Source organism: Binatus sp. (SeqCode) (assembly GCF_050013435.1).
Lineage (GTDB): Bacteria > Desulfobacterota > Binatia > Binatales > Binataceae > Binatus.
The window spans coordinates 25,748-52,400 of record NZ_JBEKFG010000002.1; the positions used below are offsets into that span (position 1 = coordinate 25,748).

Annotated in this window: 21 protein-coding genes; 4 read left to right on the forward strand and 17 right to left on the reverse strand. The window is 62.1% G+C overall.

The window, feature by feature from the left end; all coding sequences use genetic code 11:
* Positions 1 to 39: 39 nt before the first annotated feature.
* From ABSB13_RS00580 to alaS, 7 genes are all read right to left on the reverse strand, one after another.
* Complete coding sequence (locus ABSB13_RS00580; protein ID WP_428104543.1) at positions 40 to 2,433, reverse strand: penicillin acylase family protein; 2,394 nt, start codon at positions 2,431 to 2,433, stop codon at positions 40 to 42.
* Between the two features lie 107 nt (positions 2,434 to 2,540).
* Positions 2,541 to 3,669, reverse strand: a protein-coding gene (prfB, locus tag ABSB13_RS00585) for a peptide chain release factor 2 (RefSeq protein WP_428104545.1) whose coding sequence is annotated in 2 segments (ribosomal slippage) — positions 2,541 to 3,611 and positions 3,613 to 3,669 — 1,128 coding nt in all. Because the reading frame shifts where the segments join, the coding sequence is not laid out codon by codon here.
* A gap of 71 nt (positions 3,670 to 3,740) precedes the next feature.
* Positions 3,741 to 5,360 (reverse strand): apolipoprotein N-acyltransferase, encoded by a 1,620-nt coding sequence (gene lnt / locus ABSB13_RS00590; RefSeq protein ID WP_428104547.1) that lies wholly within the window; start codon positions 5,358 to 5,360, stop codon positions 3,741 to 3,743.
* Between the two features lie 2 nt (positions 5,361 to 5,362).
* The gene (locus ABSB13_RS00595) at positions 5,363 to 5,917 is read right to left on the reverse strand and encodes a hypothetical protein (protein ID WP_428104549.1); all 555 of its coding nucleotides are present in this window, start codon (positions 5,915 to 5,917) and stop codon (positions 5,363 to 5,365) included.
* Positions 5,914 to 6,456, reverse strand: coding sequence for an rRNA maturation RNase YbeY (ybeY, locus tag ABSB13_RS00600; RefSeq protein WP_428104551.1), 543 nt, complete (start codon positions 6,454 to 6,456; stop codon positions 5,914 to 5,916). The genes ABSB13_RS00595 and ybeY overlap by 4 nt, the downstream gene beginning before the upstream one ends.
* Positions 6,457 to 6,461: 5 nt before the next feature.
* Entirely contained in the window at positions 6,462 to 7,475 is a 1,014-nt protein-coding gene (locus ABSB13_RS00605) for a PhoH family protein (protein WP_428104635.1), read from the reverse strand.
* A gap of 114 nt (positions 7,476 to 7,589) precedes the next feature.
* Positions 7,590 to 10,247 (reverse strand): alanine--tRNA ligase, encoded by a 2,658-nt coding sequence (alaS, locus tag ABSB13_RS00610; RefSeq protein ID WP_428104553.1) that lies wholly within the window; start codon positions 10,245 to 10,247, stop codon positions 7,590 to 7,592.
* 216 nt (positions 10,248 to 10,463) lie between these two features.
* Here alaS and ABSB13_RS00615 point away from each other — a divergent pair, with 216 nt between their 5' ends.
* The gene (locus ABSB13_RS00615) at positions 10,464 to 11,444 is read left to right on the forward strand and encodes a DUF445 family protein (protein ID WP_428104555.1); all 981 of its coding nucleotides are present in this window, start codon (positions 10,464 to 10,466) and stop codon (positions 11,442 to 11,444) included.
* 19 nt (positions 11,445 to 11,463) lie between these two features.
* The gene (locus ABSB13_RS00620) at positions 11,464 to 12,144 is read left to right on the forward strand and encodes a hypothetical protein (RefSeq protein ID WP_428104557.1); all 681 of its coding nucleotides are present in this window, start codon (positions 11,464 to 11,466) and stop codon (positions 12,142 to 12,144) included.
* Here ABSB13_RS00620 and ABSB13_RS00625 read toward each other — a convergent pair.
* The 6 genes from ABSB13_RS00625 to ABSB13_RS00650 all read right to left on the reverse strand — a co-directional run bounded on the left by ABSB13_RS00625 (position 12,132) and on the right by ABSB13_RS00650 (position 16,986).
* The gene (locus ABSB13_RS00625) at positions 12,132 to 13,142 is read right to left on the reverse strand and encodes a DNA methyltransferase (protein ID WP_428104559.1); all 1,011 of its coding nucleotides are present in this window, start codon (positions 13,140 to 13,142) and stop codon (positions 12,132 to 12,134) included. The two genes, ABSB13_RS00620 and ABSB13_RS00625, sit on opposite strands and share 13 nt — an antisense overlap.
* Positions 13,133 to 13,345 (reverse strand): helix-turn-helix domain-containing protein, encoded by a 213-nt coding sequence (locus ABSB13_RS00630; RefSeq protein WP_428104561.1) that lies wholly within the window; start codon positions 13,343 to 13,345, stop codon positions 13,133 to 13,135. The genes ABSB13_RS00625 and ABSB13_RS00630 overlap by 10 nt, the downstream gene beginning before the upstream one ends.
* 81 nt (positions 13,346 to 13,426) lie before the next feature.
* Positions 13,427 to 14,494, reverse strand: a complete 1,068-nt coding sequence (gene recA / locus ABSB13_RS00635; protein WP_428104563.1) for a recombinase RecA — start codon at positions 14,492 to 14,494, stop codon at positions 13,427 to 13,429.
* Between the two features lie 148 nt (positions 14,495 to 14,642).
* The gene (gene thpR / locus ABSB13_RS00640; protein WP_428104565.1) at positions 14,643 to 15,284 is read right to left on the reverse strand and encodes an RNA 2',3'-cyclic phosphodiesterase; all 642 of its coding nucleotides are present in this window, start codon (positions 15,282 to 15,284) and stop codon (positions 14,643 to 14,645) included.
* Positions 15,285 to 15,300: 16 nt separating this feature from the next.
* Entirely contained in the window at positions 15,301 to 15,942 is a 642-nt protein-coding gene (locus tag ABSB13_RS00645; RefSeq protein WP_428104567.1) for a 2-hydroxychromene-2-carboxylate isomerase, read from the reverse strand.
* 48 nt (positions 15,943 to 15,990) lie between these two features.
* Positions 15,991 to 16,986 carry a DUF3108 domain-containing protein gene (locus tag ABSB13_RS00650; RefSeq protein ID WP_428104569.1) on the reverse strand — a complete coding sequence of 332 codons (996 nt, stop codon included), beginning with the start codon at positions 16,984 to 16,986 and terminating at the stop codon, positions 15,991 to 15,993.
* Positions 16,987 to 17,145: 159 nt separating this feature from the next.
* Between ABSB13_RS00650 and ABSB13_RS00655 the strand changes: the two genes are divergently transcribed.
* Complete coding sequence (locus ABSB13_RS00655; protein ID WP_428104571.1) at positions 17,146 to 17,814, forward strand: HEAT repeat domain-containing protein; 669 nt, start codon at positions 17,146 to 17,148, stop codon at positions 17,812 to 17,814.
* Positions 17,815 to 17,867: 53 nt separating this feature from the next.
* On the opposite strand, the gene ABSB13_RS00660 is transcribed toward ABSB13_RS00655, so the two are convergent.
* The 4 genes from ABSB13_RS00660 to ABSB13_RS00675 form a co-directional block, all read right to left on the reverse strand.
* On the reverse strand, positions 17,868 to 19,499 hold the full coding sequence (locus tag ABSB13_RS00660) for an N-acyl-D-amino-acid deacylase family protein (RefSeq protein ID WP_428104573.1): 1,632 nt from the start codon (positions 19,497 to 19,499) through the stop codon (positions 17,868 to 17,870).
* 54 nt (positions 19,500 to 19,553) lie between these two features.
* A complete protein-coding gene (locus ABSB13_RS00665; RefSeq protein WP_428104637.1) occupies positions 19,554 to 20,774 on the reverse strand; it encodes a DUF1501 domain-containing protein in 1,221 nt (406 codons plus the stop codon).
* A gap of 90 nt (positions 20,775 to 20,864) precedes the next feature.
* Positions 20,865 to 22,532 carry a DUF1800 domain-containing protein gene (locus tag ABSB13_RS00670; RefSeq protein WP_428104575.1) on the reverse strand — a complete coding sequence of 556 codons (1,668 nt, stop codon included), beginning with the start codon at positions 22,530 to 22,532 and terminating at the stop codon, positions 20,865 to 20,867.
* 191 nt (positions 22,533 to 22,723) lie between these two features.
* Complete coding sequence (locus ABSB13_RS00675) at positions 22,724 to 23,125, reverse strand: DciA family protein (RefSeq protein WP_428104577.1); 402 nt, start codon at positions 23,123 to 23,125, stop codon at positions 22,724 to 22,726.
* A gap of 428 nt (positions 23,126 to 23,553) precedes the next feature.
* Here ABSB13_RS00675 and ABSB13_RS00680 point away from each other — a divergent pair, with 428 nt between their 5' ends.
* Positions 23,554 to 26,352 (forward strand): vitamin B12-dependent ribonucleotide reductase, encoded by a 2,799-nt coding sequence (locus ABSB13_RS00680; protein ID WP_428104579.1) that lies wholly within the window; start codon positions 23,554 to 23,556, stop codon positions 26,350 to 26,352.
* Positions 26,353 to 26,653 lie beyond the last annotated feature (301 nt).

Genomic DNA, 26,653 nt, shown 5'->3' on the forward strand with positions numbered 1-26,653 from the left:
TTGGATCAGTCCCGCGCGCGACGCAAACGGAAAACCTGGCTAGCGCGGCATCAGATCCAATTGGCCCTCGGCCGACGATTGCGCACGGGTAAAACTCGGATCGAGCGCATGATACTCGCCGCGGCTCCAGGGGCCGATCATATCGTCGTAGTGATGCGACGCCGGATGGTCCGATTCGCCGCTGTGATTCATTCCGAGCGCGCCTTCGGGATCGGCAAGGTCGGTGATGAACCGGTACGACGAAATCTGCGTCACCGTGAATTGATCCGTCTCATCGCCCAAATCGAACCACGAGTTGTTTACCGTATGCCGCCCGCCCTCCGTCGGGTATGGCCCGCGGTTGAAGTACCATCCGAGCACGCCGCCGCGCTCGCCCAGCGGATGCGCAAACTCGATCGTCTCCATCGCGCCCCATCGCCACTTGTCGCGATCGGTGCCGAGGCGCTGCGCGAGTAGCGCGAGCGAATCCTTCACACTCGCGCGCAGCGTCGCATTCGCATTGTCGGCGCCGCCGGGCCACAGCGGACTCGCCGGCCGCACGATCATGTCTTCGCTCGCCGGATATGCGCCGCCGTCCTCGAGCAGCATGAACGATTTGTAGTCGTCGCCGAGCAGCGGCTTGAACACCCGCCGCGCCATCGTCACTTCGGTCGCCGCGACAATCGCAGCCGGCCTGCTGCTCGCCGTCATTGCACCGTCCCATCCGCGGATTTCGCCGAGCGCCCATCGCACGTCTTCGTCGCCGCCGTCGCCCGCCTGTACCAGCGCGTCGCGCAGCTTGAGCGCGAAGATCGACACCCGATCTCGTTGAATCGATTTGAAATCGGCCGCCGTCATCTTGTCGCGCGCGCGGATCAAATCCGAGATGCGATCGTAGCGCCACGGCGCGATCCAACTTCCATTCCACGGTACGTCGGCCAGGCGATTGTTCGCAGTGACGATGAAATGTGTCGGCGGATTCTCGGTATGCGGCAAACTGTCGAACGGGATCATTCCGTTCCATTCGAAATTTCCCGTGAATCCCGCGGTCGGGTACTTGCCATCGAAGCCGGCGCGATTCGGTACCGCGCCAACGATATGCCATCCGATATTTCCCGAATCATCGCCCCAAACGAGATTGAGCGGCGTCGTCGTGAAGGTACGATACGCTTCGACCAGCTCCTTTCCCGTGCGCGCGGTGGCCGCGCCGAATCCCGACGCTGCCGACGGTCCGGGAGTCAGTCCCGCAAATCGCAGCGACAGCGCGTAATTTCCCCGCAGCTTGACGCCGCTGAGCGGGTTGTCCTCGCGCGCAAGCACGTTGCTGACTATGGGGCCGCGGCGCGTCGAGAGGATCGTCCGCGTCACGTCGCTCGCGTCTCTGACGTGAATCGTCACGTCGCGCCGCTCCAGCGGAAGCCATTTTCCCTGGAACTCGTAACTTTTGCCGTCGGCCGAGAGATGCTCGAGGCTGAGATCCATCACATCCGCGCACACGCTCGTCACGCCCCACGCGACATGCCCGTTGGTGCCGATCGCGACTGCCGGGGACCCCGCCGCCAGCGCGCCCGAGGTGAAGCCGTCGGGAGTCACCAGCACCGCCTCGTACCAAATCGACGGGATCGATTGCGGCAGATGCGGGTCGCTCGCGAGCATCGGCTTGCCCGACAGCGACTTGGTGCCATCGATCACCCAGTTGTTGCTGGCGGGGATGCCCATGTGCCCGATGCGCGCGAAGCCGGGCGCGAGCGTGAAGCCGGACGGGAGATTCTCCGACAGCTTCGCGCTTGCGAACACCGCGGTCGTCTCGGGCGGCGGCGCCTCCAGCGGCAGCGACGGATACACCGGCATCAGCGCGGCGATCTCACTCGGCGCCATCTTCGGCGCAAGGTTGATATACAGCGACTCCTCGGTCGCGTTGTAACCGAGCAACGTCGCAATCGTCAGCGCGCCTGCTTCGAGATCTTCGGCCGTGTAATGCGCTGGCTTGATGCCGAGGAGCCGAAACGCGGGCTCCAGACTGTCCTGATGCCCGTCGATATAAGCGTTGATGCCGCCGACGAACGCGTCCACTTGCGCGCGCATCTCGGGCGGATAGGTCGCGACACTGTCGCGTGCGAATTTTTCAGGATCGAACAGCCGATAGACGTAATCGCTTTCGACCAGGTCGGCGCCAAACACTTCAGCCAGACGGCCCTCGGCCAGCCGCCGGCGCATCTCGAGCTGGAACAGCCGGTCCTGCGCCTGCGTGTAGCCCAGCGCCCGCGCGAGGTCGAGCCGGTTCTGTGCATAGATATGCGGCACGCCGGCCGGGTCGCGAATCACCTTGACCGGAGCAATCAGCCCGGCGAGATGCACGACGCCCGACTCCGGCGCGAGCCCGCTGTGGGTCATCTGGTAGAACAACCCCGCCGTCACGGCGATAAAGACGAACGCGACCACGAGTCCGGCCACCGCGCGTCTGCGTGCGCGCGGCAAACGATACCGAGGGCGCCGGGGACCTTCGCTCGGATGCTCCGCCATCGGGGTCACACTGGATCAGCGGAGACGATGCCGCAAGCCTAACTGGGCACCGACGCGGCGTCGCCCTTGCGCACGCCCATCAAGTAGGCCTGGATAAACTCGTCGATCGCGCCGTCGAGCACCGCGCCGGTGTTGCCGACTTCGACGCCGGTGCGATGGTCCTTGACCATCTGATAGGGCTGCAGCACGTACGAACGAATCTGACTACCCCAGGCAATTTCCTTTTTGTCCTTGCTGAACTTCTCGAGCTCTTCTTTTTTCTTGCGCTGCTCGAGTTCGAACAGCCGCGCGCGCAATATCTTCATCGCCATCGCGCGGTTCTTGTGCTGCGAGCGTTCATTCTGGCAGGTAACGACGATATTGGTCGGGAGATGGGTGAATCGTACCGCCGAGTCGGTCTTGTTGACGTGCTGTCCGCCCGCACCCGATGCGCGGAACGTGTCGATTCTCAAGTCGGCGGGATTGATCGTTATCTCGATCGTATCGTCAACCGCCGGAAAGACAAAGACCGACGCGAACGAGGTATGGCGCCGCGCGTTGGCGTCGTACGGCGAGATTCGCACCAGCCGATGAATCCCGGCCTCGGCCTTCAAATATCCGTACGCGAAGTCTCCTTCGACCGTGACGGTTGCGCTCTTGATTCCCGCGCCGTCGCCCGGTTGCAAGTCCGCAATCTCGGTTTTGAAGCCGCGCCGCTCGGCCCATCGCAGATAAAGGCGCAGCAGCATCTCGGCCCAGTCTTGCGCCTCCATGCCGCCGGCGCCGGGATGTATCGAAACGATCGCGCCGAGGCGATCGTGCTCGCCGCCGAGCATCAGTCGCAGTTCCTGGCGCTCGATCTCGGCTCGCGACGCCTCCAGGGCGGCTGCGCTCTCGCGCGCCGCTTCGGAATCGTCGGCGCCCTCTTCTTCGGCCATCTGCAGGAACACGCGCGCCTCGTCCAGCTTGTCGCGGAGCATCTTGTAGCCCGCCAGCTGAGCGCGGATCTGTTCCTGCTCCTTTAGGGCTGCTTGTGCGGTGTCCTGCCGATCCCAGAAGCCGGGCTTGGCGGATTGGTCGACGAGTTGGTTCTGGCGGGCAGTCAGTGCGGGGACGTCAAAGACGCCTCCCGAGCTTTTCGGCGCGGTCGTCGAACTCGGAAAGCTGCTGTCTCATGTCGCTGAGCATCGAAAATCACACCTCACGCCGGCGCCGTCCGCCGGCCAACATCAGTATTATGTCACGAAACGCCACTCGCATTAATGGGGCCTGCCATTGGCCGGCAGCCGCGGCGATCGAACCGCCGCGACTTCAAGCGTTGCCGGGCGCGGCCATCGCCACGCGAGGATCAATCCAATCGCCGTCAGCACGCAGCAAATCTCCGCAAACAAATCGCCCACGATCGTGTACACCGTCCGCACCGGCCGCCACGACACGTCCGCCATCACCGTGCCGCGGGTGAACAACGGCGTGCGATCTGTGATTTGCCCCGACGGCTCGATGAGCGCGCTGATTCCGGTGTTCGCCACCCTTACCATCGGGACCTTCGTCTCGACCGAGCGCATCGCCGCCATTGCGAGCACCTGGAATGGCGCCGAACTCTCGCCGTACCACGCGTCGTTGGTGATGTTCACGAGCACATCGGCGCCCTTGTTCACTTCGCGCCGCGTAAAATCGGGAAAGATACTCTCGTAACAGATCAAAATTCCGAGTCGCGCGCCTTTGACGTCGAACAGTGTCTGCTCCTTGCCGGGAACCAAATCGCCGAAGCCTTCCACGACCCGGTTGACGAAGTAGCCGAGGATCGCACGAGCCGGAACATACTCACCGAACGGCACCAGCTCGATCTTGTCGTAATGAGCGGCCACTTCGCCCTTGCCCGACACCAGGTACGCGCGATTGTAAAATCCCAGGCGACCGTCCTGGCGTGCCAGCGCCGGTGCTCCGAACAATACCGGCTCACCGATATTGCGCGCGAGCGTGAGCAGCGCAGTGCGATACGCTGCGTCGTTTGCGAGCTCGGCGGGATATTGATCGTCGGGCTCGAACAGGAACACCGCCGCTGCCTCGGGCCAGACGATTAGGTCGGCGCCGCGCCTGGCCGCGCTCGCGGTTTCGTCCTGGTAGACTTTGTAACTCTCGGGCAGGAACTTCGGATCCCACTTGAGCGATTGCGGGATATTCCCCTGCACCATCGCGACCTTGAAACTGCCCGTGCTCCGCGCGTCCTTCAGATTGCTGATCCGCCACGCGCCAAACCCGACCAGCGCGATCATTATCGCGGTCAACGCGCTCAGGCTGATGGTCTGCAAGCGATAGACGCCGCGGCGGAAAATCACGACATACACCACCGCGTTGAAGAACACGATCAGCGCCGAAATACCGTAAACGCCGGTGAATTCGGCGAATTGGATCAATTCCAGATTGCGGTAAGCCGTGTAGCCGAGCAGATTCCACGGGAAACCGACCGGGATATAGGTGCGAATCCATTCGACCGCCGTCCACGCCACCGGCATCGTGAGCACGGCCGGAATTCGCGTCCGCCGCGCGACGAATTCACCCGCCCAAATGGCAGCCGCCGTGTAGATCGCAACGATGCCCGCCAGCAGCAGCATCGGAAGGATCGCGAACTCCATTCGCACGTCGGCGAAGTCGTGCAGTGGAATCGGAATCCAGTAGAGCGATACGACGTAAGAGGCGAAACCTTGCAGGTATGCCCACCCGAATACGCGCCGCATGCTTTCGCCTTCGATCACGTAAAAGAGCGGCACGAAGGCCACCCACGCCAGCAGTCCGTAATCGAACTTCGGGAATGCCAGTCCCAGCGCGAGACCGCTGGCTACGGCGAGCGCCGCGCGCGTTGCATTGTTCGACGACATCGTCAGGCGGGGGAGCCAAACATCTCGGCAATCGGAATCACGCCGGCGCAGGGCGGCCGGCCGTTGAAGCGCTCGAAAATCTCGTCCACGTCCCTCCAGGTTTCGACCAGCGCAGCCGCCAGCGGTGGCTCGAACGCGAGATCGCCGGCGGCGCGCCATTCGCGCTCGAAGCTCCAATCGACCGGCGGATCCTTATCGATTTCAAGAGACACCACGCGCCAACTCTCTTCCGGAGCGAGGATTTTTTCCGCCTCGCGCCATGGCAGGTAAATAACCGGCCGCGCACCCATCGTGAAAGCATACCGCTTGTCCACCGCGATCCCGAATGGTTCATAACGGCGACGATTGCGCCGGTCGAGGATCGTGCGCAGCTCGGCAATCGGCACGTCGAACATGCAAACCGCGGGACGCGCGCCGCGGACCATTCGGCTTCCGCCGCGAATGACCCCATCCTTGAGAATCGCCACCAGGTTGTCCAGGGCAGACGCGGCCGTCGAGGCGCGCGTGAAATGCGTCAGCATCGCGACCGCGGGAATCCTGGCGGGCTCGCGTTTCATCGCGGCGATTCGCGCCGGCCGGCGGTTTTGGGTTTGCGTCGATCGCCGGGAGTGCGCCGCGACCCGACGACGCCTCCTTCGCCGATCTTCACCGCCAGCGTTCGCTCGCGCGCGAACATCCGCCGCGCGTCGGATGCCGAGCGTTCGTGGTCGTAACCGATCAAATGCAAAAATCCGTGAATCAGAAGCCGGCGCAGTCGCGACGCGGGGCTCACGCGAAACTCGCGCGCATCCCGGATTGCCGTATCGATCGAGATCACCACGTCTCCGACCGGAAGCCCCGGACTGTTCTTTACGCTGCGGGGATCCAATGGCGCGGCGCCTGCCTGCTCGATCTGCGAGAAGGAAAGAACGTCGGTGGCCGCATCGATTCCCCGGAAATCACGATTGAGCCTGCGGATCACGCGATCGCTCGTGAGCGTAAGCGACAGCTCGCAATCCGCAAGCCCCACCGCGCGCATGAGGTGGTCCGCATCGGCGCGAAGCCCGCGCGCGTAGCATCGTCCGCGCGCCGTCGCGCATCGGAACTCCACCGCCACGCGCTTCAATCCCGATGGTTACCGCCGGTTTGCGGCGCCGACCCCGGCGCTTCAGTGTTGAACGATTCGTACGCCAGAATGATCGATTGCACCAGCCGATGCCGTACGACGTCGCGGTCGTTGAACCTCACGAAGGAAATCCCCGGCGTGTTGCCGAGCACAATGCTCGCTTCCTTGAGGCCCGACAGCTTGCCGCTGGGTAAATCGATTTGCGTGACATCGCCGGTGATGACCGCCTTGGAGTTGTAGCCGAGCCGCGTCAGGAACATCTTCATTTGCTCGGAGGTCGTGTTCTGCGCCTCATCGAGAATGATGAATGAGTCGTTGAGCGTGCGCCCGCGCATGAACGCCAGCGGCGCGACTTCGATAGTCCCGCGCTCGAGCATCCGCCGCGCCCGATCGAAATCCACCATGTCATGCAGCGCGTCGTAGAGCGGCCGCAGGTACGGATTCACCTTCTCCGCGAGATCGCCCGGCAGGAAGCCCAGCTTCTCGCCCGCTTCGACCGCCGGCCGGCACAGCACCATCCGCGTGACCTGGTTCTTCATCAACGCCGCCAGCGCCATCGCCATCGCAAGGTAGGTCTTGCCGGTGCCCGCGGGGCCGATGCCGAAAACGATGTCGTGGCTGCGAATCGAGTCGATGTAAAGTTTCTGGTTGATGCTCTTGGGCGAGATGACGCGCTTGTTCGGGGAGACGTAAATCGTGTCGAGAAAAATGTCTTTCAGCTCGGCGTTGCGGTCGCCGCGAATAATTCGAATCGCGTACTCGACGTCGCTCGGATAGATCGGGTAGCCGTGCTTGAGCAGATCGTAAATCTCGCCGATCACCTTGCCGGCGAGCGCCTGCTCGGCGTGCTCGCCCGAAATTTTCAGCGAGGTTCCGGTCACGCCAATCCGGACTCCGAGCGTCGCCTCGATAGTGCGGACGTGCGCGTCGTGCTGGCCGAGCAAATCCGTGAACAGGCGCGGATCGTCGAAATGGAGTTCGAGCGAATCTTCGGTGGCTAACTGGGGAATCGCCGGGGCCTCTTGAGGTGCTGATTTCGTTGCTTTCGCCCGCCGGCAGTCGTTCAAGCGCCGACGAAGCTAATCGTAATCATTTCGCCGGTCGTATGAAAGTGGTTCCGAAAACTACTGCACCAGCGCGGCGACTTTGGCCAGCGCCTCGTCGAGTTTCGACGCGTCGCGGCCGCCCGCCTGCGCGAGATCCGGCCGCCCGCCGCCGGTGCCGCCGACGATCGGCGCGATATTCTTGATGATGTCGCCCGCTTTGATCTTCGCCGTCAAATCAGCCGTCACCGCGACCAGGAGCGCCACCTTGCCCTCGCCCAAGTCGGAGCCGAGCGCGACCACGCAAGAGCCGTGCTTCTGACGCATCCGATCCGCCATCTCGCGCATCGTGCGCGGATCGACGCCGTCGAGCTTGCGCGTCACGACTTTGACGCCGCCGACGTCGCGCACTACTTCTTCGGCCTCTGCGCCGCCGGCGCCCCCACCCGCGGCCAGCTTCTGCTCCATCGCGCGGAGCTTTTTCTCCAGCTCCTTTTCGCGCGCCAGAAGTTTTTCGAGCCGCTCGACCGCCGCGCCGTCGCGCGCGCCGAGTTGCGCGCCGATTTCCTCGAGGATCTTCTCGCGCTTGCGAATCGTTTCGAGCGCGCCCTGGCCGGTCACCGCTTCTATTCGCCGCACTCCCGCCGCTACGCCCGACTCAGCTTCGAGTTTGAAAACGCCGACATCGCCGGTGCGCGAGATATGCGTGCCGCCGCATAGCTCGACCGAGAAATCGCCCATCCTGACCACGCGGACGCGGTCGCCGTACTTTTCGCTGAAAAATGCGAGCGCGCCCGCCTTGATTGCGTCGTCGTAAGCCATCTCCTCGGTCGTCACTTCGGCGTTCTCGCGGATGCGCGCGTTGATCTCTTCCTCGATCGTCGCCAGTGCGTCGTCCTTGACCGGTCCCTGATGCGCGAAGTCAAAGCGCAGCTTGTCGGGATCGACGAGCGAGCCTTCCTGATGCACGGTATTGCCCAGGATATCGCGCAACGCGTAATGCAAAATGTGCGTCGCGGAATGATTGAGCATCGCGGCGTCGCGCCTGATTCGATCGATCTTGAGCTTCACGCGCGCGCCGCGTGCGAAGTCGCCGGCCTCGCCACGGAGAATCCGCCCGACATGAACGATAGAGCCGTCGGCCTTGCGTGTGTCCGACACTTCGAGAATTGCGCCCGACGCGGTCTCGATTACTCCACGGTCTCCCACCTGCCCGCCGCCTTCGGGATAGAAGGGCGTCTCCGCGACGACGATTGCTACGTGCTCGCCGTCCTTGCCGCCGGCAGCGAGCACTTCGGACTCACCCTCGTAGCGGTGATAGCCGACGAATCGCGACGCAGTGCCGGCGCCGAGACTGATCTCCGGCGCGCCCACGTCATCTTTGCGTGCGGCGCGCCCACGCTCTTTCTGCTCATCCATCAGCCGGTCGAACCCGGCTACATCCACGTCGACGTGATGTTCCCGAAGCACGTCTTGCGTCAGGTCTAAGGGAAACCCGTATGTGTCGTGTAGGCGAAACGCTAACTCTCCAGGAAATCTTCGGCCATGGTTTGGCTCTAGCCAGCCAGCTATTAATTCCAATCCGCGATCAAGAGTCTGATCGAAGCGGAAGGACTCGGCAGCCGTAACCTCACCAATTTCTCCCGCTTTTTCTCGCAGTTGACGATAAGCATCGCCCATTGCTTCGACTACGCTGGTGCAAACGCCTTGCAGAATATCGCCGTGTATCCCAAGCCTCCGGCCGTGACGAATCGCTCTACGCATAAGCCGCCGCAGCACGTACTCGCGGTCTGTATTCCCTGGCTTGATGCCGTCCGCTATCAGGAAACTGATTGCGCGCGCATGGTCCGCGATCGCTCGAAAAGAAACATTTTTCTCGGCATCAGGCCCGTACTGGACCGGCTCTCCGTAGATTTCACCTCTCAGTTCTACTTGGCGAATGATCATCTGGAACAGATCGATGTCGTAGTTGCCGAGCACCCTGCCCTGTTCCAGGCCCTGCAACACCGCTGCGACGCGCTCCAAGCCCGTCCCCGTATCGACGTGCTTCTTCGCCAGCGGCATCAGCGCGCCCGACGCGTCGCGGTTGTATTGAATGAAAACCAAGTTGCCGATTTCGATGAATCGCTCGCATCCATCGACGTTCACGAAACATTTCTGGCCGGCGTGATTTTTTTCAGGGTTACAGGCACCTTGACCGCGGTCGATGCTGATTTCCGAGTTGGGACCGCACGGCCCCGTCTCGCCCATCTCCCAGAAATTATCTTTGTCGCCGAATCGCAGAATCCGCTCGCGCGGCAGCACGCCCATCTTCAGCCAGATGTCTTCGGCCTCTTTGTCGTCCTTGTGAACGGTCGCGTAGAGCAGCTTCGGATCGATCTCCCAGACCTTGGTGATCAGCTCCCAATGCCATCGAATCGCTTCTTCCTTGTAATAGTCGCCGAACGACCAGTTGCCGAGCATTTCGAAAAAAGTGTGATGGTATGTGTCGCGGCCGACCGCTTCGAGATCGTTATGCTTGCCCGAGATCCGCAGGCATTTCTGACAATCCGCGACCCGCAGGTGCTGCGGCGTGCGCACGCCCAGGAAATAATCCTTGAACTGCACCATCCCGGCGTTGGTGAACAGCAGGCTGGGATCGCCCTTGGGTATCAACGACGCCGACGGCACGATCGTATGACCGCGCGCGGCGAAGAAATCGAGAAACGATTGCCTTACTTTTGCAGTAGTCCAGCGCATGAAGAATGCATTCTAGCCGCGGAAGGGTGAATCACTCAATTGATTGAATGTGAACCCCCCGTGGGTTGCAGGGGTGACCCCTGCACCCAATGTTAAGGCCGCGCTCCGTTGTCGCGCGCGGCCCCTGCCAACGGCTTAATACTGCGCTGCCGTCGCCACGGCCAGGGGTCACCCCTGCCGGTTGGCGCGGCGCGCAAGGTCGGCCACACTGGAGCCATGGATATCAGTATCGACGCGGGCACCCGCACCGGCGAGCATTTCTCCTTCACCAATTTTTTGTTTTCCCACAAAGGCGATCTGACGCTGGCTTTTTCGGCGTTCGTTTACCTGGTGAGCCTGGCAGCCCTGATGTTCACGCATTGGAGAACCTCGTCGGAGATCGCGGTCTCGATAGCGGAGGCGGCGCTGATCGGCGGCCTGTGCGACTATATCGCGCTCAAGATGATCTTCGAGCGGCGATGGTACCTGCCCAACTCCGGCGTGCTGCCGCGTAATCGCGCGAAGCTGATCGACGGAATCGCCGCCACTATCGAGAACGAATGGCTCACGCCACAGATGATCGGGCGCAAGCTGAGCGATATGGATCTCGTCGGCCGCCTCGGCTCGTATCTCCAGGAGCTCAAGCTGCACGACGTGCTGGGGCAGGCCGGTCTCGAGCGGATACTGAGCAATGCGATCGAATATCTGGAATCGCCGGAGAAACGCGATCGCCTCGAAGCCGTCCTCAAGCGGATGCTGCCGAAGACGGTCACGCGGATCTACGCGGTGATGAATCGGCTCGGCGCGGATTCGATTGGCGCGCGTATCGCGGCGAATTTGCGCAAACGGCTGCCCGAGCTGCAAAACGACCCCGAGCTTCGCGACACGCTCGAAAGCGCGATTCACGAGTTTGGGATTCAGCTTCACGATCCCGAGAGCTACGCGAATCAATTTGCGCAGCGCTTGATCGACAACCTGGTGCGCAGGACCGTCGAATCAAGCCGCGGTCAGATAACGCAGATGGTCCGCGAGAATCTGGCGCGGCTCTCCGACGACCAGATCAGAATTCAGATTGAATCGAAGACGCGCACGCATCTGGACTGGATTCGCGTCAACGGCGGCCTGTTCGGCGCGTTCTTCGGGCTGCTGTTCGCGCTATCGCGAATCCTTTCGCACAACGGCCCCGCAATCCTCGCCCACTTCCACCTGGCGATGTAACCGCCAAATCGAGGTCGGGTTGCATCGACACGATTTGTTGCCTAATCTCCGCCAGTCGGAGGATCAGCAACTGTCTACGAGTGAACTAGAAAAAGCAGCTTGCGCCCCGATCCCGGTCGATTCAGGCCGCTTCAATGCACATTCAAAGTTTCCCTACGGCTGCACGGTCAGAGCGGTACAAAAATCGATGGTCGCTTTCATCGATTTCTTGGGCTTCCTGAACGGGCAGCTCAGGACCCGTGATTTGCCGCGTATTGAGATGCTCATGATGCCGGCGAACTTTTCGAGTCTCGTTGGTGAATTCATTGTCTCGTCGATACCCAAATACTGCCCGGAACTCGTCAAGAACCGGTATCACAACGGGCATCCCGATTTGGTTCCGCACGGGCGCTACCCTGACGATCTGGTTCTACACGGCCCGGCAGGCATCGAGGTAAAGGCATCCCGTTATCCAGGCGGATGGCAAGGGCACAACGCGGAGGCATGCTGGCTCATGGTATTTGTATTCAAAGTCAACAGCTCCTCGGCGCACGACGCTGAGCCAGTACCGTTTGAATTTCGGGCCGTTTATTTGGCTAAGTTAGCGATCGCCGACTGGAAGTTCTCGGGCCGGAGTGAAACTAGCCGGCGTACAATCACTGCCGCCGTCACAAAAGCGGGTGAAGAAAAACTCAAGAGCAACTGGATTTATCTCGCCTGAATGGCCTTGCCGCGCGAAACTGATGGACGTTTGGGTCCATTAAACAGTCCTCCCTGACCCCTGCCGCACAGCTCATCGACGCCCGGGATCTCTAACGCCGCGAGGCGAGGTATAGCCGAGACCGCCAGCTTGAAGTACTCAGTGTTTCGTTCAACTCCGATCGACGAGATACGAAGCGCTTCCGCGGCCGCAATTGTCGCTCCCGCGCCCATGAATGTATCGACGACGACCCCGGTTCCCAGAGGCAGAGAGGCGTAAACAAGGAGCCGCATGAAGCTCTGGGGCTTAAGGCTGGGATGATCGCCGATTTGTTTTTCCCGCGCTGGTGTGCGTTCGCTTGGAATCAGATCTTCAAAAGGATTTCCGTTCCCCAGCCGGCGCAGACCACCAGTCTGAAAATCTCGCAAGCAGTCGGCTACTCTCATTCCCGGCAGAACTGGTTTTCTGAATAAACCCCAAGGCTCATAACACCCCTTGGGAATAACGCACACGTCGGGAAATTCCTCGTGTGCGTTCTTGGGACGATCACCACCACGCAGCGTGCGAACTGTTCGCATGATTTGCCCGCGAAACTCGAGGCCACCTTTTCGGACGGCTTCGTAAAGGAGCGCCGCCACGACAGAACTAGTAGCAACAAAAACATGCCCTCCGGGCCTGAGCGCCCGAAGGATCAGCCGCGACCAATCCTCGAAAAATTTAGACAGTCGCTTGAGTTCCAATTCTGAATGCGCGGTAAAGCGTGGTAGTGGCGCCCGGATTGAACCGTCGAAGGAAGGTGGAATTCTCCAGACTCCCCCTTTCCCGCTGGCGCGTTTCTCGAGTTCGTGGGCGTCGAATTCCTTCACGCCATAAGGAGGATCCGTTACGATCGCGTGGATCGAGTTTTCCGGTAAGCGCGCGAGCCAATCGAAGCAATCGCCATAAAGCAGTAGGGACTGACCAATCCGGTGGGACTTCAAGTCGAGTCCCAAGCTCAGAAAGCTGTCATTCAACCCCATTTTCCTCGGACAACCTTTGCCAGCAGCTTATCGAGTTGCTTCCTGTTATACAGCCGGTACCCATTGATAGGGTGCCTAAACGCTTTCAGCTTCCCGGCGCGATCCCAGTTCCGAAGGGTGGAGGCCGAGACACCCAAGTACAAAGCTGCGGCCCTTACCGTAAGAAAATCGCTGAGCAACCCAGAAGGCGACTTCGCACCCATTCAGAACCTTATCAAACCTTATCAAACACTACAAGTCTTGCAGGGCAAGAAGACGAGAAAATAGCCGCGGCAGCGCCCGCGTCACTTTTTCTTTGGCGGCGACGCGGGGGTCTCCGCCGGCTCCTCGACCGCCGCGTCGGGCGGTATCGCGACCGGCCTGGCTGCCAGCTTTGCGCGCACCTTGGCTTCGATCTCGTCGGCCAGCTTCGGATTCGCCCTGAGCAAATCGCGCGCGTTCTCGCGTCCCTGCCCGATTCGTTCGCCGTTGTAGGAGTACCAGGCGCCGAGCTTCTCGATGATACCGTGCTCGCTGGCCATATCGACCAGCTCGCCTTCCTTCGAAATGCCGGTGCCGTACAGGATGTCGAACTCGGCCTCGCGAAACGGCGGCGCGACCTTGTTCTTCACCACTTTGACTTTGGTCCGCGAGCCGATCACTTCGGTCGCGTTCTTGATCGTGCCGATTCGCCGGATATCGATTCTCACCGACGAATAAAACTTGAGCGCGTTGCCGCCGCTGGTCGTCTCCGGATTCCCGAACATCACGCCAATCTTCATCCGGATCTGGTTGATGAAGATCACGATGGTGCGCGAGCGCGATATGATCGACGTAAGCTTGCGCAGCGCTTGCGACATCAGGCGCGCCTGCAGGCCCATCTGCGGCTCGCCCATCTCGCCTTCGATTTCCGCGCGCGGCACCAGCGCCGCCACCGAGTCGATTACCAGCACGTCGATCGCGCCCGATTGCACCAGGGTCTCCGTGATCTCCAGCGCCTGCTCGCCGTTGTCGGGCTGCGAGATGAGCAGGTCCTCGACCTTGACCCCGAGCTTGCGCGCGTAGGCCGCGTCGAGCGCGTGTTCCGCGTCGATAAACGCGCAGGTACCGCCCGTCTTCTGCGCTTCCGCGATACATTCCAGCGCCAGCGTCGTCTTGCCCGACGATTCCGGGCCGTATATTTCGACTACGCGCCCGCGCGGCAATCCGCCCACGCCCAGTGCGAGGTCGAGTCCGAGCGAGCCGGTCGATACGACCGCGACATCGGCCGAAATCGCCTGCTCGCCGAGCTTCATGATCGAGCCCTTGCCGAACTGTTTCTCGATTTGGCTCAACGCCAGGTCGAGCGCTTTACTTTTGATCTCTATCGCCATCGATTATGCCCATGCGGGATTTGTCTATCGCGATGCGAATCTTGCCACAAACTCGCGTCGATAGCTCTATCCGCACCGGCGCTGGTGTCCACAGGGGTGTTGAGAAGCTGACGACGATGTTACGAAGGGAACAAAGCGTGACACCCGGTTAGCGCGACTGGAACAGAAACGTCGCCAGCGCTTCGTAGCTGGATCCGCCGGGCCCGAGATGGCTGCGGTAGAGCGTGATCGATTCGATCCTCGAGACGCCGAACTCGCGGTCCCGCGCCGCGTGTAGCGCCTGGCGAATTTTCGCCGCGATCGGCTGATCGCCAACCCGCCCGATCGTCAGATGCCCGCTCCAGCGCCGCTTCTCGCGCTCGAATCCATAGTCAGCCGCGACCGTCTCCACCCGCGCGGCGAGCGCGGCAAGCACCCCCGATTCCACGCTATGCAATCCCACCCAAATCGTGCGCGGATGCTCGAGGTCGGGGAACGCGCCGACTCCCGCCGCGGCGACCTCGAATGGCGCCGTCCTGGCCGCAAGCTGATGAAGCCCGGCGGTGAGCCGCTGCAATCGATGCGAATCCACCGCCGGTCCCAGAAACTTGAGCGTGATATGCAGATTTGCCCGCGGCACCCATCGGACACCGTCGCGTGGACGCTTCAGCTCGCCGATCGTCTCCGCCACCGACTCCTCGACCTGCTCGTTCATCCGGACTGCGACGAACGCGCGCACTCTCCCGGCTTCGCGATCCCCGAGGTCGTCGCGCAGATGCGCTGGCGCCTGATCTTCCGCCCAATGCGTCATTCGATCCCGCTTGAAATCAAGTTGAGCCGCCCGATCCTTCGTCCAGGGCCCCGCCGACTCCTACCGCCAGTTCATGCTCGACCAGCGGCAGCCGATCGTTGCCGAAGAACATCGAACCCTCGACGAACATCGTGGGCGATCCAAAACCGCCGCGCGCGATCAGCTCCTCGACGTTCTGGCGCAGCTTGGCCTTGTACTCATCGGATGCGATCTTGGTGAAAAATTCTTTTTCGTCGAGGCCCGTTTCGCGCACGATTTCGCGCAGTACGTCGTCCTTGCTGATGTCCTTGTCGTCCGTCCAATAGCTCTCAAACACGCGCCTGGAGTAACGCGAGATCACCCGATGCTCGTCGGCGACGAACGCGCCACGCATCGCCTTGACCGAATTGACCGGGAACACCGTGGGGTTGCCGATCTTGAGGCCGTAGAATCGCGCCCAATCGGCCAGATCCTTGACGTAGTACCGGGCCTTGACCGGGACCGGCTTGGCGCGGCTTTCGTACACCGAAGGATTGACCGTGTTGAACAGGCCGCCGACCAGGATCGGCCGCCAGATCAGTTCCGCATCGTGGCGTCGCGCGACGTCCTCGATCTTGGTGAACGCCAGGTACGTCCACGGGCTGGAGCAGTCGTAAAAAAATTCGAGCTTCTTGGGCATCGTCCGATTCCCCCCAACTCATAGTAGCTCAGTCAACCCGCGGAACCATCACTTCTGCGCACTCTCGACTCCGCCCTTGCCATCGATCTTGATCAAATCCGCCCGCACGTACCCGATGAACGCCTGCGCCTCGATTCGCAGCGGCAGGTGGCGCTCGTCCGCCGATATCCACAACACCGTCCCGTGCGCCTGGCTGCGCAGCAAGCCGTCGCTGACGTACCAGACGTCGGGCACGATGCGCCACGCTTCAAAGTCGCCGAGTGCGAGGTGAATCTTCTCCCGCTTTTCGACCTCGAATGCGAAGACATAGCGCTGGCTGCCGCTGAACACGTCGAACGCATAGGTCTTGCCCGGCTCGAGGTTCTGCGTCAGCGCCATCATCGCGCCCGATATCGGTCCCCACGGATCTGACGCGATGAATTCCTTGCTCTGCGTTCCCTTGTGATTCTTCTTGGTCATCGTGACCGTCTGCGCGGGCCGATCGATCGTCACGTCGTAGTAATTGAGCCGCGATTTTTCGTGCTGGACCAGATAAACACCGCTGGTGTGGAGCGTGTCGTCGGCCATGCTCTCTCGCATGTAGTCGCGCATCTTGTAGAACAGATCGGCAAACGGGTTGGTCTCGATCCAGATTTCCCCGGTCCATCGCGAAGGATTTTTTTGTGGTTTGTGGAACTCGAGACGCGCCTGCGCCGCCGGAATCCCGACCCACGACGCTTGGTAGATCAACTGCTCGCCGTCGTGAAACGGTATCGGCCCCGGTTTGTACGCCGGGACCTTCGCCTTGACCTCGGGCGGCAGCGCCATCGGGGTCGGCGCCGGAGTCGGCAGATGGCGATGCTTGTGAAAGGGCGGCGCCGGCTGAGGCTGGGCCGGCGGATCCGAATCCGATGGCCCGGATGCCAGTATCGGCCCCGCGATAGCGCCCGCGCCGGTGGCGACTATCATGAGCATGAACGCGGCGACTATAATGCTCGCCAGCGCACCGGCATGAGCGTTAGCGCGCCGTGGCCGGGCGGCATGCTTCCTTGCAATACCTGTCATAATCACCAATAATTCTGGCCGATTGCAGAGGTGCGGGAAATGACTATCACGCGAAATTTATTTGCTGTCTTCGCGCTTGGCGTCGCTCTTGCCGTACCGCACCTCGCCTTTGCGCAGTATGGCGGTCAGGGATTGGGCAGCGCTCTCAGTTCCAGTCCAATGTCGCATCAGGGGCAAGTGAAACCCGGCGTTGACGATATGCAGAATCGCGCGACCGAGGAAACGCCGTTCAAGATCATCAAGGACGTAAAGCTGGGCCTCAAGGACGCCGACCCCGCCGTGCGCGTCTCCGAGCTGTTGAAACTCCGCTATCTGAAGGATCCGGAAGTCAACCAGATCCTGATGACCTCGCTGTCCGACCCCGACGCGCGTGTCAAGATCAAGGCCGTCGACATCCTCGGCGCGCGTGAAGCCAATGAGTCCGTGCCGCCGATGTCCTCGATGCTGTTCCTGCGTTCCACCGAGCCCATCGTCAAGCTGCATCTGGTGGCGGCGCTTGGCAGGATCGGCGATGCGCAAGGCGTGATGCCGGTCATGCAGTATCTCGGCCAGGATCAGGACGAGCGCGCCCGCGGCACCGCCGTCTTCGCCCTTGGCGAGATCGGAAGCGACAAGGCCGTCTCGCTGCTGAACACGGTCGCTGCCGAGGATCAAAGCCCGATGGTCCGTCGGCTGGCGAAGGAAGCGCTGCAAAAGGTCAGCGGCCAGTTGCCGACCGAGCGCGCCAAGACAGTGGCTTCCGATTCGAACAAGCAGAACGAGCCGACCGATCAGAAGCTCGCCAAACTGCGCGAGATGGACAAGAAGATGCAGGACTCGGAGCGCTGACCGCGCCCCTGCCCCCCCGCGATTGCTCCCGTTCTTGCAGCGCGCCGGCGCGTCTATCCTCGGCCGATCCATTCGCCGGCCATCACGCCGTCGCCGCACCACTTGCCGTCGGCGACCACCGCGCTTCCATTGACCATCACATGCTCGATTCCAACCGGCGCGACTGTCGGCGTTCTGGAATCCGCGGCGCATCTGATCGTTTCCGGATTGAATATCACCAGGTCCGCGGCGTATCCCGGACGCACCAGGCCGCGCCCGCCGAGCCGCATCCGCTTCGCCGCCATCCCGGTCGCCTTGTGAACCGCGTCTTCGAGCGTCAGCAGTTTCAACTCGCGCACATAATGCCCGAGGATTCGCGGGTAGGTGCCGAAGCTGGCGGGATTGTGATGTCCGTACGAAGTCAGAATCGTGTCCATCTCGAACATGTTCAGCGGATGCTTCATCGCTTCCCGCAGCGCACGCTCGTCGCCGTAGTCGTCGCCGCTGTATAGATGGTTCAGCACGCGGGCGCGCGTCCCGCTCTCACGCGTGATCGTCAGGTACGCATCGATCGGATCGAGCTTCAGTTCATCGGCAATCTGGCCGAAGAACTTGCCCTCGAGATGACTGAGTTCGGGCTTGACCGCCCACATGAGCTGAACCGCGTCGGCGATGAACGGCGCGAGCGGGCGGAATCCGGCGCGCAATTTCGCCCAACCCTCCGATGAATCGAGCAAGCCCTCGAGGCCCGTTTGCGCCCACGCCGGAAAAATGACCCGAATCGTCGTGTTGCCGCAGGTGTAAGGGAAAGTGTCGAACGCGATATCGACGCCGTCGCTCTTGTGACGCTCGACTTCGGCAATCGTGTCATCGACAGTCGCCCAGGTTTGCGGGCCAACGAAAATCAGATGCGAAACTTGCAGCGGTACGCCCGCCTCGCGCGCGACGTTGGCCATCTCGCGCACGGCCAGGATGTTGTGTGGAACCGTCCGGCTGTCGAAGAACAACGAGCGCTCCGTGTATGCGCGCAGATGCGAGGTCAGCACGCCCCCGGCCGCCGCAGCCACCCGGGCCAGCGATCCCAGCTCGGCCGGCTTGGCGATCATCCCCGGAAAATAGCCAAGCCCGCACGAAAGCCCCACCGCGCCATCGGCCATCGCGCCTTCGACCATCGCCTGCATTGCGCGCAACTGCTGGGCCGACGGCTCTCCGGCGTCCGAGCCCATCACACTCAGGCGGATACTGCCATGCCCCGCCAGATGCGCGACGTTGAGCGCGAGCCCGCGGCGCTTCAGATACGCGGCGAAGCCCGCCACGTCTTCCCATTCCCAATCGAACTTCCGCTCGGCGCATAGGCGGCCCGACTCGTCGAGCATCCGATTCCGCTCGCGCATCACCGGCGCCACCGAGAAGCCGCAATTGCCGCCGACAAACGTGGTCACGCCTTGCAGCAGAAATGGCTTCAGGATTTTCCCGTGATCGGCAACCGGCAGAACCCAGTCGGAGTGCGAATGCATATCGATGAAGCCCGGCGCGATCGCGAGTCCGGTCGCATCGATTTCGCGCGCCGCGGAGGCGCTCGGGGCGTCGGCCGGATCGATCAGCGCGGCTATTTTGCGATCCTTGATTGCCACGTCGGCGCGGTAGCGCGGCGCGCCGCTGCCATCGACCACGACGCCGTTGCGGACGACTACGTCATATTTCATGAACGGGATTATTCGCGAATCGTGGCGCGCAGCGCAAACCCGCGCCTGCGCGGATTACACCTTGATCAATCCATCGACATGGCCGGTGGAACGTGGACGTCCCGGGAATACTCGATCGATCTGCGCATCAGAGAACTGCATGTGCGATCGCAAGACGGCCGCGATCGGCTCGCGAAAGTCGGTCGTGATCGCCAGGTCGCGCTCCTGGTACAGGCTCCCCGGCGACAGACCCGGCCACTTTCCGTAAACTTTTCCGCCCTTCACCGGCCCGCCCATCACCCACATCACGTTGCCGTGCCCATGATCGGTTCCGCCGTTGCCGTTCTCGTGCATGGTGCGGCCGAACTCCGAAATCACCAGGATGACGGTGTCCTGGTAGCTCGGCCCAAGCTGCCTGGCCAGGCTCGCCAGCCCTTCGCCGAGCGGCTTGAGATGTCCCGCGAGCTGGCCGTTGGCGGAGCCTTCGCTGATATGCGTATCCCAGCCGCCAAGCGCCATGAATGCGACGCGAATCGTGGGATCGCGGCCAATCAGACGCGCCAGTCGGTCGGTGTCGTCGGAAAATCCAGCCGGCGAGGGCGCGCCGCCATTGGCCTGCGCCATGTCACCCGCCAGTTCGCTCATCAGGCGCATCCGTGCCTCGCGTCCGTCGCGATAGGCGCGGCTGATCGAGTCGTTGCCTGCGTAGAGCCGATCGAAGGCCGCTTCGATCACCGGCCGGTCCATCGGCATCGGCCGCTCCGCTGCCCGCCCCAGTGCGACATTCGCGACCGGCAGCTTGCCGCTTAGAATTCGCGGTACCGTCGGACCGAGACTCAACGCCTCGGTCGGGCCATGCGTACCTGGAATCACCGCCAGCGCTCGATTCAGCCATCCATCCTGCGTCGACTTGATGCCGGGGGTGCCACTCTCCATGAAGTCCTGCGCGTCGAAATGCGATCGCGTCGGATCCGGCGAGCCGCATGCATGCACGAACGCCAGCGTGCCGTCGCGCCATTGGCTCTCCAGCGGTGCGAGCGCGGGATGCAACCCGAAATGGCCGTCGAGATCGACGAGCCCGCCGTCCGCGCCCATGCGTCCGATCGCGATTGTCGGGCGCGCGTCGTAGTACGCCGGCTCGCCATGCGGCACGACCACGTTCAGGCCGTCAACCGCGCCGCGCAGGAAGACTACGATGAGCCTTCGCTTGCTGGCGCCGTCGAGCGAGCGCGCCGCCCATGCGTGCGGGCTCAGCAACACGATTCCCGACGCCGACAGAATCGCCGCGCGGCGCATGAACGCCCGCCGGCTGAAAGAAGCCGCCGGGCCGGGACTGCACACCACGCATCCATCGATAGGTTGGAGTTTTTTTCCCATTTTAAACTCTCAGCGCTTCATGAACTCGGGACTGCCTAGTATCAGCGGTGCGCGAAGTTGCGTCGGCGACGCCTCCACGGCGTTGGCCGTCGACGGTGAAAAATAATTGCCGAGCGTAGCCGCAAGTTGCGCGGGATCGGGTGGCGTCATCTTGGGTCCGTGCGGCCCGGCGTCGAACTTGATGTTCACTTTGCCGGCGCCATTCCTGGGGACCGCCGCCGGCTCGCGGCGCATCGCACCACCGCCCGCGTTTTCTTCGAACGGCGGATTTTCCAGCGGCAGATTGCCCGAGCCAAGCGCCGTGGCAAAGCTGAGCCGCGTCATCATCGCGCCGGGATTGAGCCACGCGTCCTGCGTGTTGGCGTAGCCGTTGGGCGTCTGACATCCGTACAGCGGCATCCCGAGAATCTGCATCGTGCCGTACAGCGGCCGGTAATTGCGCACAGGCACGCCCGTCGCGCGCACGCACGAGACCACGTACTCGTAGGGCGTTTTAAATTTGGCGCCGTAGTATCGGGGGTCCCGGAATTCCGCGCTCGTGAACATCGTCTCGAGCACCGCGCGAATCTCGCCGTCGGTCGCGAGGTAGCGATCCGCCATCCGGCTCACCAGCGCTTTGGGTGGATCGTCGGCGACGAAGTACTGCGCAAGCTTGAAGCTCAGATGCTTCGCCGTGGCGGCACTGCTCGCCAGGATGTCCAGCGCATGCTCGCCCTCCGCGATTCCGCCGCCTTCGATTTCCTGCCCCAAAAAATTCTTGCTCGAGAAATCATGGCGCTGGGCGTCGAAGTAAAAGCCGCTCGGATCGACCGGCGCCGCGCCCGGCCGCCTGAAGTTTTGCCGACGCCGCATGAATGGAAAAAATCCGCCCATCCCGGCGCCTTGCATGCCCGCGGCGCCGGGCCTGCGATTTCCGCCGCCACCACCGCCGCCCTTGGGAAGTCCCCATCCCGTCAGGATATGCGCCAGCGCGATTACGTCGGCCTGCGAGTATCCGCCGTTGACGCCCAGCGTATGCAGTTCCATCAGCTCGCGCGCGTAGTTCTCGTTTATTCCCTCGAACTTCCCCTTCGAGCCGGCGCTGCCGGGCGCAGTGTTCTGCCAGTTGTCGAGGTAGAAAAGCATCGCCGGATGATGCGCGGTCGCGCCCAGCAGCGTGCGGAACTTGCCCATCGTATGCGGCCGAATCGCAGTCTCCTCGAACACACCCGTCCAGATGTTGTCCAGCCCCTTGCCGGCGAAGATGTTGAAGTGGTTGAACCAGAACGCGGTCATCACTTCCTGCAATTGGCGCGGCCCTTCGATCGCGCGGATCATCCGCGCCTCGACCGCCTCGCGCATCACGATCCGCTGCTGGATTCTCAAGTCTTTGGTCGCGTCCTTTATCGCCGCCTTGTTGCCGCCGCTCTCGGCCCTGGCGTCCCTGCGCGCCTCCATGATCGGCCGCTGATATTCGACGAACAGCGCGATCGGAGACCTGTGGATCGTGCGATATTGGTTGACGCGCTCGATCAGATCGCCGGGAATCGCTATCGACTCGGGATGCAGTTGCTCCTGCACATAGCGTCCGGGTCCCATCGCGCTGACGCGCTCGAAGTCGCCCGGCCGCGGACCGAACCCGACGCGGTTCAGTACGTGCAGAATCCGGTCCCGCTTTGATTCTTCGGCTGATTCCACCACGACCTGCCTCTCTCGACGACGGCCTGTCTGTCTCGATTATTTAGTACGAACGCGCGCCCGCGCGGATTCAGGCAGGGGTGACCCCTGCACCCAATGTTAAGGCCGCGCTCCGTTGTCGCGCGCGGCCCCTGCCAACGGCTTAATACTGCGCTGCCGTCGCCACGCCCAGGGCTCAGCCCTGCCCATCATCATCTCGACGCCCGGCCCCACGCCTCGATCAGCCGCTCGAACGCCTTGCGCAACTCGGGATCCTTCAACTCCGGCAGCTCGATCGATTTCCGCGTCGCACGCGGCACCGTGCGCAATTTCGGCCGCTCGCGCCGGCTGAGCCGTCCCTGCACAAATCGCAGCTCACGCACGGCGTCGTCGCCCAACCTCTGTGTCACGCGCGCGAGAATTTGCGACTTCATCAGGTTCAGTTCTTGTATCCACATCGCACCCGACACTTTCACCACTGCGGTGTGGAATTTCAGCGAGACGATTTCGGTGCGCCGCGCGATCGCCTCGCCGACGATCTCCGGCCATGCTTTTGCCAGCCGCACGATCGCGAAATGACCTTCGCGGTCGATGCGATCGAGGAGCGGCTGCATCGCGGCTCCGATCTGTTCAGGAGCCCTGTGGCGTCGAGTCGGCATGAGCGCTTCACGATAGCGCCCCACGCATCGCACGCATACCAAGGCGCTTGGCGGGAGACTTTCGGCACGCACCTGAGTCGCCGGATTCGAGCATAACTTCTATTAGCCAGGCTAATTTTGGACCAGCGGCTGCTCATGAATTTCAAATAGAAGCGAAGATTTACCAAAAGTTATCAACAACCTAATATATGGTTTATGAACAGATCGTCCTACACTACCTATAGGGGTTTGGGGCTTGACAGGCCGTATGGCTCGCGCGCATATTGTCGCCCACGAGTAGCTCATGAGTTGCTGAGCAACTTCTAGATTGAATGCGGGCTTAACGCGTATGTAACTGGGGTGGGGAGGATGCGGTGATGGGCGGGGGAGCGATAGATCTGGAAATGGGTTCGAAGTCAAAAATAACCGACCGCGCGCCAGCCGCCAACCCCTCGCCCGCCGACTCGGCCGCGCCCGGCCGCGGTATCGTGCTCGAGCGTTTCTTTACCACCGCCGGCGTCGATCCATATTCCGAGGTCGAATGGGATCTCCGCAGCGCCGTCATTTCGGGCGAAGACGGCCGCGTAGTCTTCGAGCAGAAAGACGTTGAGGTACCGCGCGGATGGTCGCAGACGGCGACCAACGTCGTGGTCTCGAAATATTTCCGCGGCCCGCTCGGAACGCCGCGGCGCGAGACCAGCGTCCGCCAGCTCATCTCCCGCGTCGTCGATACCATCACCGGATGGGGCGAGAAGCAGGGCTACTTTGCCGGCGCCGACGCACGCGAGACCTTCCACGCCGAGCTCAAGTACCTGCTCCTCAATCAGAAGGCCTCGTTCAACAGCCCGGTCTATTTCAACGTCGGCATCGAGGCCAAGCCGCAGTGCTCTGCATGCTTCATCCTCAAGGTCGATGACAGCATGGACTCGATCCTGAGCTGGTACCGCAACGAAGGCATGATCTTCAAAGGCGGCTCCGGCGCGGGCGTGAACCTGTCCGCACTGCGCTCGTGCCGCGAGAAACTCACGTCGGGCGGCACCGCGTCGGGACCGTTGTCGTTCATGAAGGCCGCCGACGCGAGTGCCGGCGTCATCAAGTCGGGCGGCAAGACGCGGCGCGCGGCCAAGATGGTGGTGCTCAACGCCGATCATCCCGACATCGTCGATTTCATCAAGTGCAAGGTCGAAGAGGAAAAGAAGGCCTGGGCGCTCATCGAAGCCGGCTACGACTCTTCGCTCGACGGGCCGGCTTACGGCTCCGTATTCTTCCAGAACGCGAACAATTCCGTGCGCGCCACCGATGGGTTCATGCAGGCGGTGCTCGATGACGCCGAATGGCAGACCCACTTCGTCAGGTCCAGCGAGGTCGCCGAGACCCGTCCCGCGCGCAAGGTGCTCCACATGATCGCCGAGGCCGCCCACGCATGCGGCGACCCCGGGATGCAATTCGACACGACGATCAACCTCTGGCACACCTGCCCGGCCAGCGGACGAATCAACGCCTCCAATCCGTGCAGCGAGTACATGCATCTCGACAACTCGGCCTGCAATCTCGCCTCGCTCAACCTGATGAAGTTCATCGACGACCGCGGCGAGTTCGACGTGCGCGCATTCCGCCACGCGGTGGACGTAATGATCACGGCGCAGGACATTATCGTCGATAATTCCTCGTATCCGACCGACGAGATCGCCAGGAACGCCAGCGCGTACCGCGAACTCGGGCTCGGCTACGCAAACCTGGGCGCGCTGCTGATGGCGCTTGGGATGCCCTATGACTCCGACCAGGGCCGCAGCTACGCCGGCGCGATTACCGCGCTGATGACCGGCGAGGCCTATCTCCAGTCGGCGCGAATCTCCGAACAAATGGGTCCGTTCGCCGGCTACGCGCCCAATCGCGAGCCGATGCTGAAAGTGATCGAGCGGCACAAAGCCGCCGCTTACAAGCTCGATTCTTCCTACGTTCCGCTCGACCTGCTTCGCGCCGCGCGCGAGTCATGGGACGACGCGCTCAAGCTCGGCATTTCCGCCGGCTATCGCAATTCGCAGGCCACGGTGATCGCGCCGACCGGCACCATCGCGTTCATGATGGATTGCGACACCACCGGCATCGAGCCCGACATCGCGCTCATCAAGTACAAAAAGCTGGTCGGCGGCGGGATGCTGAAAATCGTCAACAACACCGTCCCGCGCGCGCTCAAGCGCCTGGGCTACGACTCGAAGGAAGTCCAGGAAATCGTCGAATATCTTGACGAGAACGAGACTATCGAAGGTGCGCCGCAGCTCGCCGACGCGCATCTCGCCGTCTTCGATTGCGCCTTCAAGCCGCGCGCCGGCGCCCGCACGATTCATTACAACGGGCACCTCAAGATGATGGGCGCGGTGCAGCCGTTCATTTCGGGCGCGATTTCCAAGACCATCAACATGCCCGCGGAAGCGACCGTGGACGAAGTCGCCGAGGCTTACGTCACCGCGTGGAAGCTCGGGCTCAAGTCGGTCGCGATTTACCGCGACGGATCCAAGCGCGTGCAGCCGCTCAACACGGGCAGGAAGGAAATAGAAAAAGCGGTGGACGCGGTGGCGTCGATCGCGCCGACCGACGATCGGATGCAGCGGCGCAAGCTGCCCGACGAGCGCAAATCGATCACCCACAAATTCGATATCGCCGGCCACGAAGGTTACATCACCGTCGGCATGTACGAGGACGGCACCCCGGGTGAAATCTTCGTCACGATGTCCAAGCAGGGCTCGACGATCTCGGGCCTGATGGATTCGTTTGCGACCGCGATTTCGTTCGCGCTCCAGTACGGCGTTCCGCTCCAGTTCCTGGTGGACAAATTCTCGCACATGCGCTTCGAGCCCTCGGGCTTCACCAAGAACCCGCAAATCCCGTACGCCAAGTCGATCGTCGATTACCTGTTCCGGTGGATGGCGTCGAAGTTCCTCGACGAGGAAGCAAAGCGCGAGGTCGGAATTATCGAGTCGGAGAAAACGCTGTCGGCAAAATCCGAAGCAGCGCACGCGCCGCTGGCGACTGTAGCGATGGCTCCTGTGGCCAGTCTACGCGACGGCAAGGACGGCGGCATTCGCCAGGCCTTCATCAATCAGGCCGACGCGCCTCCCTGCCCCGACTGCGGCAGCATCATGGTGCGCAACGGCGCCTGCTACAAGTGCATGAACTGCGGCACCACCAGCGGGTGCTCATAAAGAAGGAGTTTCAAGGGTCCCGGAGAATTGGCGGGGGAGGCTTTCGAGAGACTGGCGATGAGAATGAGGTGGATGGGGACGGGTAGGTAGGTACCAGCGGCGGCGCGAAGAGTTTTAGCCAGTCCTCGGAGAAATTGTGGATGACGAATTCTCCGGGACCCACCTTAAATGCAGGCGCGGCAGGGGCTGCGCCCTTAAAGGTTGTGGTGGGGCGGCGGATGTGGTGACGGCAGGGGGCTGGGAGCAATCCCAGCCCCCAAATTTTTTCTTACCTCGCCTGAAATAACGGGCGAGGGATTGG

What these genes read in the sequence shown, in the direction of transcription:
- ABSB13_RS00650 (WP_428104569.1), bottom strand. Translation starts at nt 16,986, where the DNA reads ATGACAGGTATTGCAAGGAAGCATGCCGCCCGGCCACGGCGCGCTAAC.
- alaS (WP_428104553.1), bottom strand. Translation starts at nt 10,247, where the DNA reads ATGCGCTGGACTACTGCAAAAGTAAGGCAATCGTTTCTCGATTTCTTC.
- ABSB13_RS00595 (WP_428104549.1), bottom strand. Translation starts at nt 5,917, where the DNA reads ATGAAACGCGAGCCCGCCAGGATTCCCGCGGTCGCGATGCTGACGCAT.
- lnt (WP_428104547.1), bottom strand. Translation starts at nt 5,360, where the DNA reads ATGTCGTCGAACAATGCAACGCGCGCGGCGCTCGCCGTAGCCAGCGGT.
- thpR (WP_428104565.1), bottom strand. Translation starts at nt 15,284, where the DNA reads ATGACGCATTGGGCGGAAGATCAGGCGCCAGCGCATCTGCGCGACGAC.
- ABSB13_RS00645 (WP_428104567.1), bottom strand. Translation starts at nt 15,942, where the DNA reads ATGCCCAAGAAGCTCGAATTTTTTTACGACTGCTCCAGCCCGTGGACG.
- ABSB13_RS00680 (WP_428104579.1), top strand. Translation starts at nt 23,554, where the DNA reads ATGGGTTCGAAGTCAAAAATAACCGACCGCGCGCCAGCCGCCAACCCC.
- recA (WP_428104563.1), bottom strand. Translation starts at nt 14,494, where the DNA reads ATGGCGATAGAGATCAAAAGTAAAGCGCTCGACCTGGCGTTGAGCCAA.
- ABSB13_RS00675 (WP_428104577.1), bottom strand. Translation starts at nt 23,125, where the DNA reads ATGCAGCCGCTCCTCGATCGCATCGACCGCGAAGGTCATTTCGCGATC.
- ABSB13_RS00630 (WP_428104561.1), bottom strand. Translation starts at nt 13,345, where the DNA reads ATGGGTGCGAAGTCGCCTTCTGGGTTGCTCAGCGATTTTCTTACGGTA.
- ABSB13_RS00625 (WP_428104559.1), bottom strand. Translation starts at nt 13,142, where the DNA reads ATGGGGTTGAATGACAGCTTTCTGAGCTTGGGACTCGACTTGAAGTCC.
- ABSB13_RS00655 (WP_428104571.1), top strand. Translation starts at nt 17,146, where the DNA reads ATGTCGCATCAGGGGCAAGTGAAACCCGGCGTTGACGATATGCAGAAT.
- ABSB13_RS00660 (WP_428104573.1), bottom strand. Translation starts at nt 19,499, where the DNA reads ATGAAATATGACGTAGTCGTCCGCAACGGCGTCGTGGTCGATGGCAGC.
- ABSB13_RS00615 (WP_428104555.1), top strand. Translation starts at nt 10,464, where the DNA reads ATGGATATCAGTATCGACGCGGGCACCCGCACCGGCGAGCATTTCTCC.
- ABSB13_RS00665 (WP_428104637.1), bottom strand. Translation starts at nt 20,774, where the DNA reads ATGCGCCGCGCGGCGATTCTGTCGGCGTCGGGAATCGTGTTGCTGAGC.